The sequence below is a fragment of the Baekduia alba genome (assembly GCF_028416635.1).
In the GTDB taxonomy this organism is placed as follows: Bacteria; Actinomycetota; Thermoleophilia; order Solirubrobacterales; family Solirubrobacteraceae; genus Baekduia; species Baekduia alba.
The window spans coordinates 5680560-5698881 of record NZ_CP114013.1; the positions used below are offsets into that span (position 1 = coordinate 5680560).

Genomic DNA, 18322 nt, shown 5'->3' on the forward strand with positions numbered 1-18322 from the left:
TGCAAGGCGGGACGGGCCTTGCACGGGAAGGAGGCGGCGCTCAGCTGCCGACGCTGGGGGCGGTCAGACCGTCCCCAGCACGATCAGCGCGCCCTCCGGCGGCCCGCACGCGCCGACGCGCGCCGCGTAGCGCACGCCGTACTCGCCGGAGGGCCGGACGACGATCGACTGCGCGGGCGCGAAGCCCATCGCGGCCGAGGAGACGATCCCCTGCAGGAGCTCGTCGCCCTGGCCGGCCTCGGCGTCGGCCGGCTCGAGGAAGTCGGAGACGAGGCGGTGGACCGCCTCGGGCTCGTCGACGCCGAGCAGCCGCTCGGCCCCGCGCGACAGCGCGCAGAGCTTCAGCTGACGGTCGACGATGACGAACGACTCGCCCTCGCGCGGGGCGAGGTCGGCCGCGGCGGTGATCACGACGCCCAGGCCGCAACGCGCGCAGACGCGCGACCGCGCAGCCATCGGGCTCTGCGGCGCCTGGCCGCAGTGCCCGCAGAAGCTGACGAGCGGTGTCGGTTCAACGGGTTCGGGTACCAGGCGGAGCGACGGACGGGGGCTCAAGCGGGATCCTCCTCAGCCATTAGGCGGACAGCCGACGTCGGGGTGGTGTCGTCGGCGCCGCGAGATCGTCGAACTCCATCGAGTCGTCCGCGTCGTCCTCGGCCACGCCGCCCTCTGCGAGGTCGAGCAACTGGCCGGACGCGATCGTCGGGGCGCTCGCGAGGTGGCGGGCGCCCGCGTGACGCGTGCGGTCGCCACGACCGCCGCGACGGAACAGCAGGACCGGCAGGGCGCCGGCGGACGCGCGGACGCGATACGCCCACCGCGCGACGTCGTCGTCGACCTCCTCGCCACCAGCGATGACGACGACCTTCGGCGCATAGGCCGTCAGCACGTCGCCGAGCCCGGCGAGACCGGTCACGGGCAGCGTCACGGTGCGCAGCCCGATTCTCGAGGAGCACAGCTCCAGCGCCCGGAGCGCGAGCGCATCCGGGTCGAGCTGGTCGCGCGTCGCGTCGCCGAGGAGCACCGCGGGTCCGGTGGCCGTCGGCGGCGAGAGGCGCTGAGCGCGCAGGAGCCACTCGCCGGCCCAGCGGGCCGCGAGCGCCCATGGCGCCGAGTCGGTGCCGTGGCGGTCGCCGATCTCCGCCAGGGACGGAAGCAGGACCTCCTCGACGGAGCGCTCCACGGAGCGCAGCGCGAGCGCGCCCTCCATGGCCTGGTCGGCACGCTCGAGCTCGTAGGCCGCGAGGGCCCCGACGAGCACGTGGGTGTCGGCCGCAACAGACTCCCGCGCGCGGGAGATCGCCGACGAGATCGACAGCCCCTCCTGCAACGCATCGCGCAGGGCGGCGATCTCCCCGTGCGTGTAGAGCCGGTGCTTTCCGGGCGACCGCTGCGGCTTGGGATAGCCGAATCGACGCTCCCAGGCACGGAGCGTATTTGGGCTGACGTTGAGAACGGCAGCCGCTTCTGAGGTCTTCAGCGTGCGCACGCGCGTTCAACGGGATCACGGAGTACAGCTTTAGTCCCGCCTACTGCCCAAAATGCATCGATTTTGCGCAACTTCCCGTGCAGAGCCACACGCTCAGCTTACGCTCGCCGCCCGCTATCCGTCCAACTTGCTCTTTCGGGAGGCAGCAGTGTCCAACTTGAAGCTCCGTGCCCTGCCCTACGCCGGCGTCCTCGTCTTCGTGGCATCCATGGCCGGTTACGTCGGCGCCCGCTAGGTCGTACCCGCCCACCGCTAGACCCGTGCGGGGACGCCCGGTAGCGTCCCCGCAGTGAGCGGGCCCTCCGTGGTGCAGCGCCCCCGCCTCGCGGTTGGCCTTGCCGTCGCGGGCTTGGTGGCAGCCGCCGGACTGGCCATTGGCCTGCCCGGCACCGTCGGCGATCCGCTCACGCTGGTCCTGCTGGCCTGCGCGGTCGTCTCGCGACTGCTCGCGGTCGACGTCAACGACCAGCGGGTCTTCGTCTCGGGCGCGTTCCTCTGCGGGATCCTCGCCGCCGGGTTCCTCGGGCCCGCGGCGGCCTTCATGGTGCCCGTGGTCGCCGAGCTCGTCGGCTGGTCCGTCGAGCGCTACCGGCCGGTCCCGCTGCTGGTGAACCTGGTGGGCGCGACGCTGCCGACCGTCGGCGCCGCCGTCGTCCTCCAGCAGCTCGACCTCGACACCGGCACCGCCGGCTTCGCGGCCGTGCTCGCCGGCTCCAGCGCCGTCGTGTTGATCATCAACTCGGAGCTGGTCGCAACGCTGATGGCCGTGTACGAGGGACCGGCGCTGAGCCAGCGCTTCCGCGCGCTGGCCGACCTCACGCCGACGATCGCCATCAACATCGCGCTGGTCACCGCGATCGGCGCCGTGTACGCCGAGACCGGCTTCGCCGTCATCACGCTCGTGCTGGTGGCGCTGCTCGCGTTCTCCTACATGACGCGCCTGGTGACCGTCGCACGCCACCGGACCAAGGAGTACGCCAACCTCTCGTGGGGCGTGTTGTCCGGGTTGATCCGGACGCTCGACGCGCGCGACCACCGCGCCGCGCGCCACTGCGCCGCGGTCGCGCGGTTCTCACGCGACATCGCCAACCACGTCGGGATGTCCACGCGCGACCAGGAGCTCGCGCACACCGCGGGCCTGCTGCACGACATCGGCCGGTTCGCGCTGAGCGACCGCGTGATGGAGCGCGGCGTCGTCCTGACCGAGGACGACTGGACGGCGATCCGCCGCCATCCGGAGCTCGGCGCGGAGATGCTCCGCGACATCGGCGTCTACGGGCCGCTGAGCGAGATCATCGTCGCCCACCACGAGCGGCCGGACGGCAAGGGCTACCCCGCGCGGCTGACCGCGGACGACATCCCGGAGATCGCGAAGATCATCGCGGTCGCCGAGGTCTACGACACGCTGACCGCGCCGGACACGTACCGGACGCGCCTGTCGTCCTTCGAGGCGCTGACCGAGCTGCGTCGCGTCGCGGGCAAGCAGCTGGACGCGGGCTACGTCGAGGCGCTCGCCGAGCTGCTGGCCGGGCAGGGCACCGACTACCGCCACGCGGACGCGGCCGACTACGACGAAGAGCTCGCCATCGAGCGCCGCATGAACCAGGCTGCGGGCGGCTGAACTCCCGCGGAGACCCCGGGCGCCGAGCGCCCGCTGCCTCGGCTGCAGGGCGGCTGAACTCCCGCGGAGACCCCGGGCGCCGAGCGCCCGCTGCCTCGGCTGCACGGCGGCTGAACTCCCGCGGAGACCCCGGGCGCTGAGCGCCCGCTGCCTCGGCTGCAGGGCGGCTGAGCCGCGCCGCCCGCACCCGCTTCCCCCTTGTGAAGTTGTCCTACTGGTTGGCGTCGAGCGGCGGGAGCTCAGCCGCCGCCTCGTCGGACTCGCGCACGAAGCGGCCGCTGCCGGTCGTGCGCTCCTCCAGCGAGGTGACGAACTCGTCGAGCTCCTGGACCGGGAAGCGGCGCTGCCCGCCCGGTGTCCGGTAGCCGCGGAGGTACCCCATGTCGGACCACCGGCGAACGGTGGACAGGGAGACCCCGAGGTGACGTGCCGCCTCTGACGTCGTCAGGCCGAGGCGACTGGTATGCGTGGACCGCGTCATGAAAGGCAGTGTTAGGCCACGAAGGGCCTTTCGGAGCGCGTCGCGCGCCTTTGCGCAGGTTTCGGCACGCTGAGCGGCCGATCCTGCGGCGTCTGAGAGGATTTGTGTCGATATGGCCCGGCTCGACGACCTCGATCTCTCGCGCAAGCTCAAACGGCGCGAGCAGGACGAGCGCCTCCTCGTCGGCGGCCGCCGGCTCTCCCAGCTGCGGCTCGCGCTGGGCGGAAAGCTCCATCCGGACGACCCGCTCGGGCCGCCCGTCGCGGTCGTGGCGGAGGGCTGGGACGCCGGCGGCAAGGGCGGCGCGATCAAGCGCCTGGTCGCGCCGCTGGACGCGCGCCACGTGCGCGTCGCGTCCTACGCGGCGCCGACGTTCGACGAGAAGCGCCATCACTACCTCCAGCGCTTCTGGGGCGCGCTGCCCGGCTGGGGCGGCATGACGATCTTCGACCGCTCCTGGTATGGCCGCGTGCTGGTCGAGCGCGTCGAGGGCTTCGCGACCGAGGAGCAGTGGCGGCGCGCCTACGACGAGATCGTGGAGTTCGAGCGCACGCTGGCCGCCGAGGGCACGATCTTCGTGAAGTTCTGGCTGCACATCTCCCCCGAGGAGCAGCTCGCGCGCTTCGAGCGCCGCCAGCGCGATCCGCTCAAGACCTACAAGATCACCGACGAGGACTGGCGCAACCGCGAGAAGCGCCCGCAATACGCCGAGGCGGTCGAGGAGATGCTCGCCCGCACCGACACGCTCGAAGCGCCGTGGACGCTCGTCGAAGGCGACTCGAAGCGCTTCGCGCGCGTCAAGGTGATGGAGTCTGTGATCGAGCAGGTCGAGCGTGGGTGCGCCGCGCGCGGGTTCGAGCTGCCCCAACCCCTCGAACCGGAGACCAACGTATGAGCTTCGTCCACACCGAACGGGTCCGCTTCGGCGACCTCGACGCGATGCGCCACCTCAACAACGTGGTGTTCCTGCGCTACTTCGAGACCGCGCGCATCGCCTACCTGCGCGAGCTCGTCCCGTCGCACGACCCGGCCCATCCCGAGAACGACGCGTTCGGCCTGATCTTCGCCGAGTGCCACATCAACTACCGCTCGCCGGTGCACTTCGACGAGGAGGTCGCGGTGACGTGCTCGATCGGCAACGTCCGGCGCTCGTCGTTCCGCGTGGAGTTCGACATGCGCGTCGCGTCCCGGCTGGTCGCCGAGGGCTACGGCGTCCTGGTCGGCTTCGACTACGCCGAGCAGGCCGCGGCGCAGCTGCCGGACGAGCTGCGCGAGCGCCTCGAGGCCGAGGCGGCGGCGCCGTCGATTCCCTAGGTCGTGATGCGACCCTAGATCGCCTCGACGGCGGTGCTCGCGCCGGTCACCAGCCAGCGGCGCCCGAGGAAGCGGGCGCCGATCGTCGCCAGGCGCGCGACCATCAGCGCGTTCAACCCCCACCAGACGCCGGTCACGCCCCAGCCGAAGTGTAGGCTCAGCAGCGCGATCGGCACGAAGACGCCGAACGCGCTGAACGCCATCGCGTAGGCCAGATAGCGGGTGTCGCCGGCGCCGAGGAGGATCCCGTCGAGGGCGAAGACGAGCGCGCCGGGGATCTGCAGGAGCGCGAACAGCGGCCACAGCTCGTGGGCCTGGGCGACGACGGCGTCGTCGCTGCTGAACGCGTGCGGGAGGACGTCGGTCGTCGCGAGCAGGCCGGCGGCCATCACCGCGCCGCCGACCAGCGACCAGACGCACATGCGACGCGCGGCGGCCAGCGCGCCGTCCGCGTCGTCGGCGCCGAGCATCCGGCCGACGAGGACCTGGCCGGCGATCGCGATCGCGTCCAGGACCAGGGCCAGGAAGATGAAGACCTGGAACGCGATCTGGTGCGCGCCGAGGCTGGCCGCGCTCTCCCGCGCCAGGACCGCGCCGGCGATGACGAACGCGAGCAGCAGCGACCCGGTCCGGACGACGATGTGGCCGCCCATGCGCAGCAGGCTCTTGAGCTGCTCGGCGTGCGGGCGCCGGCTGGTCGCGGGCGCCTTGAGCAGGAGGTAGGCGAACGTCGCGCCCATCCCGGCCTGTGCGGCGACCGTGCCGAGCGCGCTGCCGTCCAGGCCCCAGCCGAAGGCGTACACGAACACCAGCTCGAGGACAATGTTGATGGCGTTGGCCGCGAGGACGACGACCAGCGGCGAGCGGAGGTCGCCGACGCCGCGCAGGTAGCCCTGAGCGGCGAGGGCGATCAGCGCGAACGGGATGCCGAAGGCGCTCAGGCGCAGGTAGCGCGCGGCGAGGTCGGCGACGTGGCCGTGGCCGCCGACGAGCGTCATCAACGGGGCGGCGAGCGCGGTGGTCAGCGCGAGCATGACGGCGCCGATGCCGATCGCCAGCCACAGCGACTGCGCGGCGATCTCGCCCGCGCGGGCGTCCTGGCCGGCGCCATGCAGGCGCGCGACCTGCGCGGTCGTCCCGTAGGTCAGGAAGTTGCAGAGCGTGACGATCGCGCCGAGGACGCTGGCGGCGAGCGCGAGCGCGGCCAGTTGCTGGGTCCCGATGTGCCCGACGATCGCCGTGTCGGCCAGCAGGTACAGGGGCTCGGCGGCGAGCGCGCCGAGCGCGGGGACGGCCAGCCGGAGGATCTCGCGGTCGTACTCCCTGCTGGCCGGCATGACCGGGACTCTACGATGCAGCCGATGAGGTGCTGCGCCGCCCTCGCCGGGTCGTTGTCGATGGTCTTCGTGGCGGCGTGCGCGCAGGAGGCCCCGCCGATGCCCCCGGCCTGCACCGCCACCGGCGTCGCCGGGTACGAGCGGGCGCTGGTCCGCGCGCCCGCGGAGGTGCGGCTGCCGGGCGGCGTCGCGATCTCCGAGTGCCTGCAGAAGGTCCGGACCGACGCGGAGCTGCAGAACCTGGGGTCGGTCGTGCACGCGGTGGCAGAGGACCTGGCGGGGCGCGCGCAGGGCGGGTCGCGGGTCGCCGCGGGGCGCCTCGGCTACCTGAGCGGCGCGGTCACGGCGGGCGCGGGCAGGTCCAACGGGATCGGCGCGGAGCTGGCGCGACGCGTCGAGACGGCGAGCGTGAGCGTGGCCGACGACGTGGAGGCGGGCCGCGCGCTGCGCGCCGGCGCGGCCGCGGGGGCAGCGCGCGGGTGAGGCTGCGGCTCTGGCACGCCGGCGACGGCGCGCGCATCGCCTACCGCGAGGTCGGGACCGGGCCGCCGCTCGTGCTCGTGCACTCGGCCGGGCTCAGCCACCGCGAGTTCGAGCCGGCGGTCGAGGGGCTCGAGCATCGCTTCCGGCTGATCCTGCCCGACCTGCCCGCGCACGGGGACTCCGAGGACCGGCCGCGCCACCCGTACACGTTCGACTGGCTGGCGAGCGTGCTCGCGGCGTTCTGCGTCGACGTCGGTGGGCGGCGGCCGCTGGTCGGCGGGCACGGGCTGGGCGGCGACCTCCTGGTCCGCGCGATCGAGTTGGGGTCCTTGGTCCCGGACCGCCTCGTCCTGCTGCCGTGCCGGCTGCACCGGCCGCCCGAGCGGGCGCGCGCGCACGGCGCGTGGCTGGGCGCGGCGCGCGCGGCGGGGCTCCCGGTGCTCGACCGCGTCGCGGGCCACGCGGTGCGGCTGGCCTACCGGCCGGAGCGCGGAACCGCGCTGACCGCGCGCGGCGTCCCGGAGGCGGCCGACCTGGTGCGCCACGCGATGGCCGACGTCGGCGGCAACGCGAACCTGGCGCGGTCGTGGGCGCGGCTGGCGCGCGCGCTGCCGAGGTCGGCGCGACGCGAGGTGCTCGACCTGCTGCCGCGGCTCGACTTCCCGGTGCTGCTGCTGTGGGCCGACGAGGATCGCCACCATCCGCTGCGCGGCGCCGAGGAGGCGCTCGACCTCCTGCCCGACGCGATGCTGCGGGTCCTGCCCGGGACCGGGTACCTGATTGCCTACGACGACCCCGTCGGCGTCGCGCGCGAGCTGATCGCCTTCTGCGGCTAGGACACCGGGTCCGCCGCAACGCGTCCGCGGGGCGCGCAGTCGTAGGCTGCAAGGCCATGCCCCCTGTGAAGAAGAAGACGCTGTACGGCGGCGAGACCAAGAAGGCCGTCGAGAACTTCCCGATCTCCGGCGAGACGGTCCCGATCTCCGTCATCCGCTGGCTCGGCCGGATCAAGGGCACCGCGGCCACGGTCAACGCGGAGCTCGGCAACCTCGACAAGAAGCTGGCGGCCGAGATCGCCGCGGCCGGCGCGGCGATCGCCGCGGGCGAGCACGACAACCAGTTCCCGATCGATGTCTTCCAGACGGGGTCCGGGACGTCGTCGAACATGAACACCAACGAGGTCATCAGCGCGCTGACCGAAGGGCGCGCGCATCCCAATGACCATGTGAACTTCGGCCAGTCGTCCAACGACGTGTTCCCGAGCGCCGTGCACCTCGCCGCGCTGGACGAGGCCACCAACCAGCTGCTGCCGGCGCTCAAGCAGCTCGAGCGCTCGTTCGACCGCAAGGCGCGCAAGTTCAAGGACGTGGTCAAGTCCGGGCGCACGCACCTGATGGATGCGGTCCCGGTCACGCTGGGCGCCGAGTTCGCCGGCTACGCCGCGCAGATCCGGCTGGGCCAGGAGCGCATCGCGAGCGCGCTGGTGCACGTGGGCCAGATCCCGCTCGGCGGCACCGCGACCGGCACCGGGCTCAACACGCACCCGAAGTTCGCCGCCGAGGTCCGCAAGCGGCTGGCGCGCGAGAGCAAGTTGAAGCTCATCGCCCCGCCGGCGGATCCGTTCGAGGCGCAGGCCAACCGCGACGCCCTGGTCGAGCTCAGCGGCGCGCTGAAGGTCGTCGCCGTGTCGCTGACCAAGATCGCGCAGGACATCGCGCTCATGGGCTCCGGCCCGCGCGCGGGCATCGGAGAGATCTTCCTGCCCGAGCTGCAGAAGGGCTCGTCGATCATGCCGGGCAAGGTCAACCCGGTCCTGCCCGAGGTCGTGCTGCAGGTCAGCGCGCAGGTGATCGGCAACGACACGGCGATCACCATCGGCGGCATGCAGGGCCAGTTCGAGCTCAACGTCCGCATCCCGCTGATCGCCCGCAACCTCCTGCAGTCGATCCACCTGCTCTCGACGACGACCGTCGCCTTCGCCGAGAAGTGCGTCGACGGCATCGAGGTCAACAAGGCCGGCACCAAGGCCTCGGCCGAGGGCACGCTCGCCGCCGCGACCGCGCTCAACGGCGCCATCGGCTACGACGCGGCCGCCGCGATCGTCAAGGAAGCATCCGCTTCCGGTCGCCCCCTGCGCGAGGTCGCGCTGGAGGCCGGCGTCGACGCGAAGCTCTACGACGAGACCATCAACCTCCGCAAGATCGCGGCGGGCAACCAGGCGTAGTTGTAGGACTTGCGTTCCGTGTCGTCTGGTGTCCCGCATAGGGACACCAGACGACATGCGTCATCGGAGGAGGCGCAGGATGCGGTCGGCGACCTCCCGCCTCTGGCGCGTCACCTGCTTGTAGGTGAACCGGACGACGGTGTGGCCGGCGAGCGTCAGCTGCTGATCGCGCTCGCGGTCACGCTCGAACGCCGAGGGCATCGAGTGATAGGTGTAGGAGTCGGCCTCGACGGCCAGGCGCTGGCGCGGCCAGTAGAAGTCGACGAGGACACCCTCGACGCGGGCGTTGACCGCAGGACGAGGGAGCCCGTGGTCGTCGCAGACTTGGAACAGCAGGATCTCGAGGACGCTACGGAGATCGGCTGCGTCGGTCCCCGCCAGCTCGTCCAGCAGCCGCCGCAGCGCTGGCGCACCATGTTGTCGCGGATGCTCGGCGAGGCACCGACGGACGGCGACGAGATCGAACAGGTCGAGGCGCAGAGACTGGGCGATGACGTCCTCCATCGCCCGAGATCGCAGACGCGGCGAAAGGTCCAGGAGCGTCCGAGCCAGAGTGGTCGTCGGTATGCCGTCGATGAGCGTGCCTTCCCAGGCGCGGAAGGTCCCGACACGGTGGAGCCGAATCCGCGCCGGGTCGGGATCGCGTCCGGACGTTGACGGCCGGGTGACGTGGATCAACTGGCCGCGCGTCGCGGCGATGCCCCAGTGGGCGGCCGCGTCGCCATGGCTCAGCACCGCGCCCTCGCCCGACGCCCACACCGCGGCGAGCCACGCGCCCTCACGCCGCAGCACGGCGTGCCCGACCGCGTAGACGCCGGGGTGACAGCGCAGCAGCCGACGGGCGCGCACCCGGCCGGCGATCTCCTTGGACGTGAGGCGTGCGTCGAGGAGCTGACGACGCGTGACGACCCCGAACTGATCCGCCGCGAGCGCGGCGATCACATGATCCGTGTCGGTTGGTGTCCCCATATGGGACACGAGGCGACACGGACCGGAAACTCGCCCCCCGAAGCCTGGGCGCTGGTCCGTCAGCCGACGCCGGTGCCGAGCTTCAGGAAGGCGGTGCGGACCGCGGCGGCCGCCGGCTTCGGCCGGCCCGCGTAGTCGAAGAGGCCCTTGGTGTTGAGGCCGCGTTCGATGTGGATCGAGGGGATGACGGAGGCGATGGAGCCGCCGGCGAAGGTCGGGGCGACGCCGAAGTCCTTCAGGTTCCAGACCAACATCCCCGACAACTGCGGGAGGGCGCGGTAGGTCGCGATGTGGCGGCGCAGCAGCCACGACTGGTACGCGTAACCGCCGGGGGTGTCGGTCGGGTTGGAGGCGTTGGCCTCGGCGCCGAACTCGCTGACCAGCAAGACCTTGCCCTTGAAGGTCCGGGCGAAGCCGAGGGTCGTGTCGTGAAGTCGCGACGCGATCGCGGAGCGCGACTCGTCGGCGCCCTCGTACCAGCCGATGTAGTTGGTCAGCGCCACGGCGTCGACGTCGCGGTAGATCGCGCCCGGCACGGTCGGCGGGTGCGGGCCCCAGAGGTCGACGGCGACGATCCGGCCCGGGTCCTCGCGATGGAGCTCGCGGGCCATGTCGCTGACGTAGGCGACCTGCGACGCGTCATGGCCGTTGCCGGCGATCTCGTTGACCAGGTTCCAGGCGATCACCGACGGATGCAGCTGCTCCTGGCGGACGCTGACCCGGACGCGCTCGCGCGCCGCGTGCGCCAGCGCCGGCGTGCTCGAGGTCCAGGCGCCGGGCGCGTCGACCGGGCCGACGCCCTGCCAGACCATGATCCCGGCGCGGTCCAACCGCTCCAGCAACGGCGGCGAGAGCGCGTGCTGGGCGCGCGTCGCGTTGGCGCCGATGGCCTTCAGCTCGCGGACGACCGCATCCATGTCGGCAGCGCTCAGCCCGTCGCCGTCGCCGTCGGCGTCCTCGTGGATCGACGCGCCGTGCAGCCGCAGGCGCGCCCCGTTGAGCATCAACTTGCCGCCGTCGCGCGAGACCTCGCGCAGCCCGACGCTGTCCTTCCACGCCCCGCCGCCGGGGACCGCCAAGCGCAAGGCGTACAACGACGGCGAGCCCGGCGCCCACAGGGCCGGGTGCTCCACGACCGCCCGCGTCGTCACCCGCTGCTCGTCGCCGGGCCCGACGCGCGCCGGCGGGAAGCGCAGCGGGACCGTGACGCGCCCCCGGCGCAGCGCGCCGCGCACGCGCAGCGTCCGCGTGGTCTTCGCGCGGTTGTGCACGACGACGTCGACGTCGACGACCGCCGCGCCGTGGTACAGCCGCGTCCGCACGGCCGGCGCCTCCAGCTCGCTGCGCGCCAGCGGCCGCAGCGTCACCTCGCGGTTGATCCCGCCGTAGTTGAACCACGTGCGGTGCCAGCCGTCGCGCTTCTGGCGCGTCGGGTAGCGGAAGTCGGCCCGGACGACCAGCGTGTGCGGCACGCCCTCGCGCAGGCGCAGTCGGAGCTCGAACGGCAGGTACGCGCCGGTGTGCGTCCCGATCTCGCGCCCGTCGAGCCAGACGGTCGCGACGTGGTGCACCGACTCGAACCGCAGCGCGTAGGACGCGGTCCGCGGCGCGGTGAGCGTCGTCCGGTACCAGGCGATCCCGCCGCGGTAGGCCGCCACGCCGGCCGCGCCCGTGATCCGCTCCGCGTTGGCGACGTGCGGGACGCTCACGAGCGACCCGGCGAACGTGCCGGAGGGCCACCCGTCGCGGACCCCGAGGTCGTCCGGGTCCGACGCCTCGACCCAGGGCCCCGCGACCGCCAGCCGCCCGACCGGACCGCCCTTGGCCATCGGCGCCACGAGCCCCTCGCCGACCGGCCCCGACGCTCCCGCGCCGAGCACCACGGCCGTCCCGCAGATCAGCGTCACCACGATCAACGCGGCCGCCACCGCGAGCTTGAAGCCCGTCTTCTTCATCAAGTCACGACGGGATGATGGCAACCGCGCGCGTGGGGGCTGCCGATCCGCCGACGAGGCGCAGCGGGAAGACCGACACGGTGAAGCCGGTCAGGGGCAGATCGCGCAGGTTGCAGAGGCGTTCGACCTGGCAGTACTCGAGGTCGGCCTGGTGGGCGGCCCAGAAGATCCCGGCCTCGCCGCGCTCCTTGGCCGCTGCCGCCTGGAGGTGGAGCGGCGCGTCCCAGCCCCAGGCGTCGATGCCCATCACCCGGACGCCGGCGGCGTGCAGCCAGCGCGTCGCCTCGACGGTCACGCCCGGCCCGCGCCCCATGTAGTCCAAGGCCTCCAGGAACTGATCGCGGTCGGTGCGCACCAGGACGATGTCGCCGGCCGCCAGCGCATGGCCCGCGGCGGCCAGCGCGCCCTGAGCGTCCTCCACCGTCATCGCCTCGCCGTCGGCCTTGTGCGACATGTCGAGCACGACGCCCGGCCCGAAGAACCAGTCCAGTGGCAGCTCGTCGATGCGCTTGGCCGGCTGCCCACCGATCATCGAGTTGTAGTGGTAGGGCGCGTCCACGTGCGTCGCGTTGTGGGTCCCGAGGCGCGTGAACGTCTCGACCGCCCAGCCCTCCCCGTCGCGCAGCAGCTCCGGACCCACGCCGAGCAGCGCCTCGATCGTCTTCGCACCCTCCGCGTGGTCGCTGAACTCGACGTCGGTGCGCAGCAGATCGGGCAGCTCCGGCGGCGAGGGCGTGATCGGCGCGCTCAGGTCCACGAAACGGGGCATCGGCGCAACGCCCTTCGGCGCCGACGCCCCATGTCCTGCGGCAGACCGCGCTACAACGCCGTGGGCGGCAGGCCCACGTTCATCGCGACGTACTTGGTCTCGAGGTACTCGTCCATGCCCTCGGGCCCGCCCTCACGGCCGAAGCCGGACTGCTTGACGCCGCCGAACGGCGCGCCGGCGTTGGACACCATGCCCTGGTTGAAGCCGATCATCCCGGTCTCGAGCGCCTCGATGACCTCGAACGCCCGGTTGACGTCCTGGGTGAAGACGTAGGACACCAGGCCGTACTCGGTGTCGTTGGCCTGGGCGATCGCCTCCGCGTCGGTGGCGAACGTCGTGATCGGCGCGACCGGCCCGAAGATCTCCTCCTTGAGCAGGTCGGCGTCGTCGGGCACGTCGGCCAGGACGGTCGGCGCATAGAAGTAGCCCGCGCCGTCGACCCGCGACCCGCCCGTCAGCACCCGCGCGCCCTTGCCGACCGCGTCGTCGACGAGCTCGGCGACCTTGGACCGCTGCGCCTCGTCGATCAGCGGCCCGACCTGGATGCCGTCCTCGGTCCCGCGCCCGACCTTCAGCGCGCCGATCTTCGCGGCCAGCTTCTCGGCGAACGCCTCGGCGACGCTCTCGTGCACGTGGAAGCGGTTGGCGCTGGTGCACGCCTCGCCACCGTTGCGCATCTTGGCCAGCAGCGCGCCCTCGACCGCGGCGTCCAGGTCGGCGTCCTCGAAGACCAGGAACGGCGCGTTGCCGCCCAGCTCCATCGAGACCTTGAGGACCTGCTCGGAGGACTGCTTGATGAGCGTCTTGCCGACCGGCGTCGAACCGGTGAACGACATCTTCCGCGTCCGCTCGTCCTCGATCAGCGGCTGCATCAGCGACCCGCTCGACGACGCGGTGAGGACGTTGAGCACGCCGCCCGGGAGCCCGGCCTCCTCGAGGATCTGCGCGAGCGCGAGCATCGACAGCGGCGTCTGCTTGGCCGGCTTGACCACGCACGTGCAGCCGGCGGCCAGCGCCGGCCCGATCTTGCGCGTGCCCATCGCCAGCGGGAAGTTCCACGGCGTGATGAACAGGCACGGGCCGATCGGCTGCTTGAGCGTGAGCACGCGGCCCTTGCCGGTCTCGTTGATCGTGAAGCGGCCGTTGATCCGGACCGCCTCCTCCGAGTACCAGCGGAAGAAGTTGTTGGCGTACGTGATCTCGGCCTTGGACTCGCTGACCGGCTTGCCCATCTCCAACGTCATCAACAACGCCAGCTCGTCGGTGCGCTCGTTGATGAGGTCGTAGGCCCGGCGCAGGATGTCAGCGCGATCGCGCGGCGCCACGTTGCGCCACGTCGCGAACGCGTCGGTCGCGGCCTGCAGCGCCGCGTCGGCGTCCGCGTTGGTGGCGTCGGCGACGGTCGCGATCGTCTCGCCCGTCGCAGGATCCTCGACGTCCAGCGTCTCGCCGCTGGACGCGTCGCGCCACTCTCCCGCGATGAAGAGCTGGGTCTTGACGCCTTCGACCACGCGGGTCTCGTCGGCCGTCGCTGCCATGTGTCGGTCCTCCTGCATCGTCTCGAAAGAAGCTGCCTTCGAGCATACGACTGACCGCCGTGCCGGAGCGGCGAAAGGACGACGGGGCGTTACTCCGCGCCGCGCAGGACCGCGCCGGCCGTCCGGCCGAGGATCCTGATGTCCAACCCGAGCGACCAGCCGTCGATGTAGGCGTTGTCCATCTCGGCGCGCGTCGCGATGCAGCTGGCGCCGCGCGAGCCGTTGACCTGCGCCAGCCCGGTGAGGCCGACGCGGACACGGTGGCGGTTCCCGTAGCCCGGGACGTCGACGCTGAACCGCTCGACGTGCTCGGGCCGCTCGGGCCGCGGGCCGACGAGGCACATGTCGCCGCGGACGACGTTCCACAGCTGCGGCAGCTCGTCCAGCGACGTGCGGCGGATGAAGCGGCCGATCGGCGTGCGGCGGTCGACGCCCTCGACGCCGCCCGGCGCGGCACCCGCGACCGGGACGAAGCCGGCGGCGTCGGCGACGCGCATCGAGCGGAACTTCAGCATCTCGAAGAGCTCGCCGTCCTGGCCGACGCGGCGCTGCCTGAAGAGCACGGGCCCGCGGGAGGTGAGCCGGACGGCCAGGGTCAGCCCGATCAGGATGGGGGCGATGGCGAGCAGCGCGACGAACGCGATGCAGCGGCCGACGAGGTACTTGGCCTCGAGGGCGACGGAGTGCGCGGAGAGGGCCGGCGCGGCCGCCGCGAGCAGCACGGCGGACATGGGGACGGCCAGGGCCAGGAGGAGGAGGGAGAGCATCGGGGACATGCCTCCCTTCCATCGGAGATCCGTCGAGCCCCACCCATCCCCACTTCCCGGTAGTTGTCAGCCGTATGACCGTCCACCGGGCGCGCAAACGCTCAAGCCTGGTGAGGTTCGCGCAGTCTTTAGGCCGCCTTTTGTTCTTCGACGGACACGCGACGGACCGCCTTCCACGCCCGCGGATGCCAGCGCAGCGGCTCGGGCACGAGCGGCCAGCTGAGGCGCAGGCTGGCGAGCATCGACCGCAGCGCGACCTCGTCGGCCGACGACCACGACAGCCCCAGCAGCTCGCGCGCCTGCGGCGGCAGCGACCCGCGCGCGATCCACGTCGGCCCGCGCGCCACCAGCGGCTTCAACACCCACCACGCCGGACCCTGGAGCCACGGGAACGGCGCGGGCAGGTGCGACAGGTCGCCGTTGAACGACCCCACCGCGACCGCCGTCGGCTCGAGCACCTCGTCGAGCATGTGCTGCCAGTACCGCTCGAACGCCGCGTAGTCGGCGGGCACCGGGCGCATCGTGAGGCCGTAGCGCTCATACCAGCCGATCGACTCGTCGTAGAGCCGCTCGCGGTCGGCGCGCGACAGCTCGTTGCCGAGGTAGGACTGGACCGCGATCATCGACTCGAAGAACGTCGCGTGGGCCCAGTAGAAGGCGTCCGGGCTGAGCGCGTGGTAGCTCGCCCCGTTGGCGTCGACGCCCTTGATCGCCGTGTGCTGGTCGCGGATCCACGTCCCGGTCTCACCCGCGCGCGGGCCGTCGTAGACCACGCCGAGGATCGGCGGCGCGCTGCGCAGCAGCCGGTTCCACGGGTTGTCGAAGAAGTCGGAGTGCTGGCGCAGCGCCGCGTCGATCGCGGGGTGCATCGCCTGCAGGACGCCGGCGCGGATCGCGAACAGGAGCCCGCGGGCGTCGCCGAAGTAACGCCAGGTCAGGGAGTCGGGGCCGAGCGGTCGAGCGGGCACGCGCCACACCATCGCATCTGACAACGCCCGTTGTCAATTATGAGACGTCGCGCGAGGAGACGCGGGCCGCCGCGATGACCAGCCGCGCCGCGTGGGCGTTGAGGCGCGCGGTCGAGATCGCGCGCTCGTCGGCCAGCCACGCGAGGTAGAGGTTGCGCAGTGCGCCGAGCAGCGCGACGGCCGTCAGCTCGGCGTCGAGCTGGTCGGGCGCGTCGGGCAGCGCCGTGATCTGGGCGACCAGCAGCGCCGCGAACGCCGGGACGAGCTCCGCGTCGTGGCGGGCCAGCACCGTGTCGGAGAACGACTCGCTCAGCAGCACCCGGCCGCGGCGCGGGTCCTCCTCCAGGAACGCCGTGAACGCGCCCACGGCCGCGTAGGCCAGGGCCTCGTCCTCCGCGCCGCCGCCCGCCGCGGCGTGCGCGCCGACCGCCGCGACGATCGCCGCGCGCGCCTGCGCGGCCACCGCGTCGTGCACGGCGAGCAGCAACGCGTCGCGCCCGTCCGGGAACGACTCGTAGAAGTAGCGCTCGGTCAGCCCGGCCGCGCGGCATGCGGCGCGCACGGTCACGCCCGCGGCGCCCTGGGTGCCGAGGAGCTCGATCCCCGCCTCGATCAGCGCGGCGCGCCGCGCCGCCGCGCGATCCTCGAGCGTCGATCCGGCCCAGCGGCTCACGCCCCGACCCTACGTGTTCGCGACGGTCTCGTCGCCCAGCGCCTGGGCGAACGCCACGTCGGCCGAGTAGTCGATCGGCAGCACGATCAGCGTCGGCACGTCGAGCGTCAGCGCGTGCTGGAGGTGGCGGCCGAAGTCGTCGGGCGCCGCGCAGCGCCACGCCGGCATGCCGAACGACTCGGCGAGCTTGACGAAGTCCGGGTTGGTGAAGTCGACGCCGAAGTGCTCGCCGAACTTCTTGTCCTGCTTCCAGACGATCGACCCGAACTGCCGGTTCTCCCAGACCACGTTGACGAACGGCGTCTTCAGCCGCATCGCGGTCTCGAGCTCCTGGAAGTTCATCAGGATGCCGCCGTCGCCGTTGACCGTCACGACGCGCTTGCCCGGGTGCACGAGCTTCGCGGCGACCGCGCAGGGGACGGCGAAGCCCATCCCGGCGAGGCCGTTGGCGATCATCACCGTGTTGGGCTCATGGGCCGGGAACATGCGTCCGATCCACAGCTTGTGGAGCCCCACGTCCGAGATGAGGATGTCGTCGCGCCGCAGCGCCTTGCGGATCTCGTACAGCGCGCGCGGCGGCTGCATCGGGAAGTGGTCGTCGGTCGCGGCGTCGCGCAGCCGGCCCTCGACGAGGCCGCGCAACCGCGGCGAGCCGCCGGAGTGCGGGACGTCGCGGCACTCCTCGGCCAGCCGGGTGAGCACGTGGTAGACGTCGCCGACCAGCTCGACCTCGGGCGTGAAGAACTCGTCGATCTCCGCCGGCTGGGAGTCGACGACCACGATCTTCTTGTCGCGCCGCGGGTTCCAGTGCTTGGGCGCGTGCTCGACGAGGTCGTAGCCGATGGTGATGACCACGTCGGCGTCCTCGAAGCCGGCCAGCGCGTAGTCGCGCGCCTGGAGCCCGACGGTGCCGAGCGCCTTGGGGTCCTCGTAGTCGAGCAGCCCTTTGCCCATGAACGTCTCGGCGACCGCGATGCCGGTCGCCCGGCAGAACTCGCGCAGCGCGGCCGCGGCGCCGGCGCGGACCGCGCCGTTGCCGGCCAGGGCCACCGGGTTGATCGCGTTGCGGATCAGGTCGGCGGCCTTGAGCAGCTCGCGGGCGCTGGGCTCCGGCTTGACCGGGCGCCGGCGCGGCAGCGGGCGCGCGTCGACCTCGGCGGCCATGACGTCCTCGGGCAGCTCGAGGTGCGTGGAGCCGGGCTTCTCGGACTCGGCGACCTTGAACGCCTTGCGGACGACCTCCGGGACGATCTCGGGGCTGCTGACCCGCGCGTTCCACTTGGTGATCGGCTTGAAGAGCTCGACCAGGTCGATGTACTGGTGCGATTCCTTGTGCATGCGCTCGACGTCGGCCTGGCCGGTGAGCGCGACGAGCGGCGCGCGATCCAGGAACGCGTCGCCGACCGCCGTGACGAGGTTCATCGCGCCCGGCCCGAGCGTCCCCAGGCAGACGCCAGCGCGTCCGGTCAACCGCCCGTACATGTCCGCCATGTAGGCCCCGCCCTGCTCGTGTCGAACGGGGAGGAAGGAGACCGAGGAGTTGGCGAGCGACTGGTTGAGGTCCAGCGTCTCTTCTCCCGGGATCCCGAAGACGTACTTGACGCCCTCGGCCTCGAGGCATTCGACGAAGAGGTCGGAGGCTCGTCGCTTGGACACGTGTGTTCCCTACCCTGACTCGCTTGAACGCCCGATGCTGACCGAAACGAGCACCGCAACTCCCCATGCCTGCCCGCG

The 18322-nt window shown here is 72.3% G+C and carries 18 protein-coding genes; 6 read left to right on the forward strand and 12 right to left on the reverse strand.

All coding sequences use genetic code 11. The annotated features are described in order from the left end of the window. Window positions 1-63 precede the first annotated feature (63 nt). Both DSM104299_RS28375 and DSM104299_RS28380 read right to left on the reverse strand, forming a co-directional pair. Entirely contained in the window at window positions 64-456 is a 393-nt protein-coding gene (locus DSM104299_RS28375; protein ID WP_272475041.1) for a PAS domain-containing protein, read from the reverse strand. Window positions 457-574: 118 nt separating this feature from the next. Further along, window positions 575-1489, reverse strand: coding sequence for a MerR family transcriptional regulator (locus DSM104299_RS28380; RefSeq protein ID WP_272475042.1), 915 nt, complete (start codon window positions 1487-1489; stop codon window positions 575-577). A gap of 289 nt (window positions 1490-1778) precedes the next feature. On the opposite strand from DSM104299_RS28380, the gene DSM104299_RS28385 reads away from it, so the two are divergent. Next, the gene (locus DSM104299_RS28385) at window positions 1779-3110 is read left to right on the forward strand and encodes an HD-GYP domain-containing protein (protein WP_272475043.1); all 1332 of its coding nucleotides are present in this window, start codon (window positions 1779-1781) and stop codon (window positions 3108-3110) included. Between the two features lie 211 nt (window positions 3111-3321). On the opposite strand, the gene DSM104299_RS28390 is transcribed toward DSM104299_RS28385, so the two are convergent. Continuing rightward, the gene (locus tag DSM104299_RS28390; RefSeq protein ID WP_272475044.1) at window positions 3322-3591 is read right to left on the reverse strand and encodes a MerR family transcriptional regulator; all 270 of its coding nucleotides are present in this window, start codon (window positions 3589-3591) and stop codon (window positions 3322-3324) included. 112 nt (window positions 3592-3703) lie between these two features. On the opposite strand from DSM104299_RS28390, the gene DSM104299_RS28395 reads away from it, so the two are divergent. Next, window positions 3704-4486, forward strand: coding sequence for a polyphosphate kinase 2 family protein (locus DSM104299_RS28395; protein WP_272475045.1), 783 nt, complete (start codon window positions 3704-3706; stop codon window positions 4484-4486). Continuing rightward, complete coding sequence (locus tag DSM104299_RS28400) at window positions 4483-4905, forward strand: acyl-CoA thioesterase (RefSeq protein ID WP_272475046.1); 423 nt, start codon at window positions 4483-4485, stop codon at window positions 4903-4905. The genes DSM104299_RS28395 and DSM104299_RS28400 overlap by 4 nt, the downstream gene beginning before the upstream one ends. Before the next feature lie 14 nt (window positions 4906-4919). Here the strand turns inward: DSM104299_RS28400 and DSM104299_RS28405 are convergent, their stop codons facing one another. Continuing rightward, on the reverse strand, window positions 4920-6242 hold the full coding sequence (locus DSM104299_RS28405) for an MATE family efflux transporter (protein ID WP_272475047.1): 1323 nt from the start codon (window positions 6240-6242) through the stop codon (window positions 4920-4922). A 24-nt stretch (window positions 6243-6266) separates the two neighbouring features. On the opposite strand from DSM104299_RS28405, the gene DSM104299_RS28410 reads away from it, so the two are divergent. Genes DSM104299_RS28410 through DSM104299_RS28420 form a run of 3 tightly spaced genes read left to right on the forward strand, consistent with a single transcriptional unit; the run spans window position 6267 to window position 8949 of the window. Continuing rightward, window positions 6267-6725 carry a hypothetical protein gene (locus DSM104299_RS28410; protein ID WP_272475048.1) on the forward strand — a complete coding sequence of 153 codons (459 nt, stop codon included), beginning with the start codon at window positions 6267-6269 and terminating at the stop codon, window positions 6723-6725. Continuing rightward, a complete protein-coding gene (locus DSM104299_RS28415; protein WP_272475049.1) occupies window positions 6722-7561 on the forward strand; it encodes an alpha/beta fold hydrolase in 840 nt (279 codons plus the stop codon). Before DSM104299_RS28410 ends, DSM104299_RS28415 begins: the two co-directional genes overlap by 4 nt. 56 nt (window positions 7562-7617) lie before the next feature. Continuing rightward, window positions 7618-8949, forward strand: coding sequence for a class II fumarate hydratase (locus tag DSM104299_RS28420; RefSeq protein ID WP_272475050.1), 1332 nt, complete (start codon window positions 7618-7620; stop codon window positions 8947-8949). Between the two features lie 60 nt (window positions 8950-9009). On the opposite strand, the gene DSM104299_RS28425 is transcribed toward DSM104299_RS28420, so the two are convergent. From DSM104299_RS28425 to DSM104299_RS28460, 8 genes are all read right to left on the reverse strand, one after another. Then, window positions 9010-9918 carry a DUF559 domain-containing protein gene (locus tag DSM104299_RS28425; RefSeq protein ID WP_272475051.1) on the reverse strand — a complete coding sequence of 303 codons (909 nt, stop codon included), beginning with the start codon at window positions 9916-9918 and terminating at the stop codon, window positions 9010-9012. Window positions 9919-9977: 59 nt separating this feature from the next. Continuing rightward, a complete protein-coding gene (locus DSM104299_RS28430) occupies window positions 9978-11873 on the reverse strand; it encodes a glycoside hydrolase family 2 protein (protein WP_272475052.1) in 1896 nt (631 codons plus the stop codon). Between the two features lie 4 nt (window positions 11874-11877). Continuing rightward, window positions 11878-12642 (reverse strand): cyclase family protein, encoded by a 765-nt coding sequence (locus tag DSM104299_RS28435; protein ID WP_272475053.1) that lies wholly within the window; start codon window positions 12640-12642, stop codon window positions 11878-11880. A 50-nt stretch (window positions 12643-12692) separates the two neighbouring features. Beyond that, window positions 12693-14180 carry an NAD-dependent succinate-semialdehyde dehydrogenase gene (locus DSM104299_RS28440; RefSeq protein ID WP_272475054.1) on the reverse strand — a complete coding sequence of 496 codons (1488 nt, stop codon included), beginning with the start codon at window positions 14178-14180 and terminating at the stop codon, window positions 12693-12695. A gap of 89 nt (window positions 14181-14269) precedes the next feature. Next, window positions 14270-14947 carry a sugar transferase gene (locus DSM104299_RS28445; RefSeq protein ID WP_272475055.1) on the reverse strand — a complete coding sequence of 226 codons (678 nt, stop codon included), beginning with the start codon at window positions 14945-14947 and terminating at the stop codon, window positions 14270-14272. Window positions 14948-15075: 128 nt separating this feature from the next. Continuing rightward, a complete protein-coding gene (locus tag DSM104299_RS28450) occupies window positions 15076-15915 on the reverse strand; it encodes an oxygenase MpaB family protein (RefSeq protein WP_272475056.1) in 840 nt (279 codons plus the stop codon). Between the two features lie 37 nt (window positions 15916-15952). Next, complete coding sequence (locus tag DSM104299_RS28455) at window positions 15953-16588, reverse strand: TetR/AcrR family transcriptional regulator (protein ID WP_272475057.1); 636 nt, start codon at window positions 16586-16588, stop codon at window positions 15953-15955. A gap of 9 nt (window positions 16589-16597) precedes the next feature. Beyond that, window positions 16598-18244 (reverse strand): acetolactate synthase large subunit, encoded by a 1647-nt coding sequence (locus tag DSM104299_RS28460; protein ID WP_272475058.1) that lies wholly within the window; start codon window positions 18242-18244, stop codon window positions 16598-16600. Window positions 18245-18322: the final 78 nt, after the last annotated feature.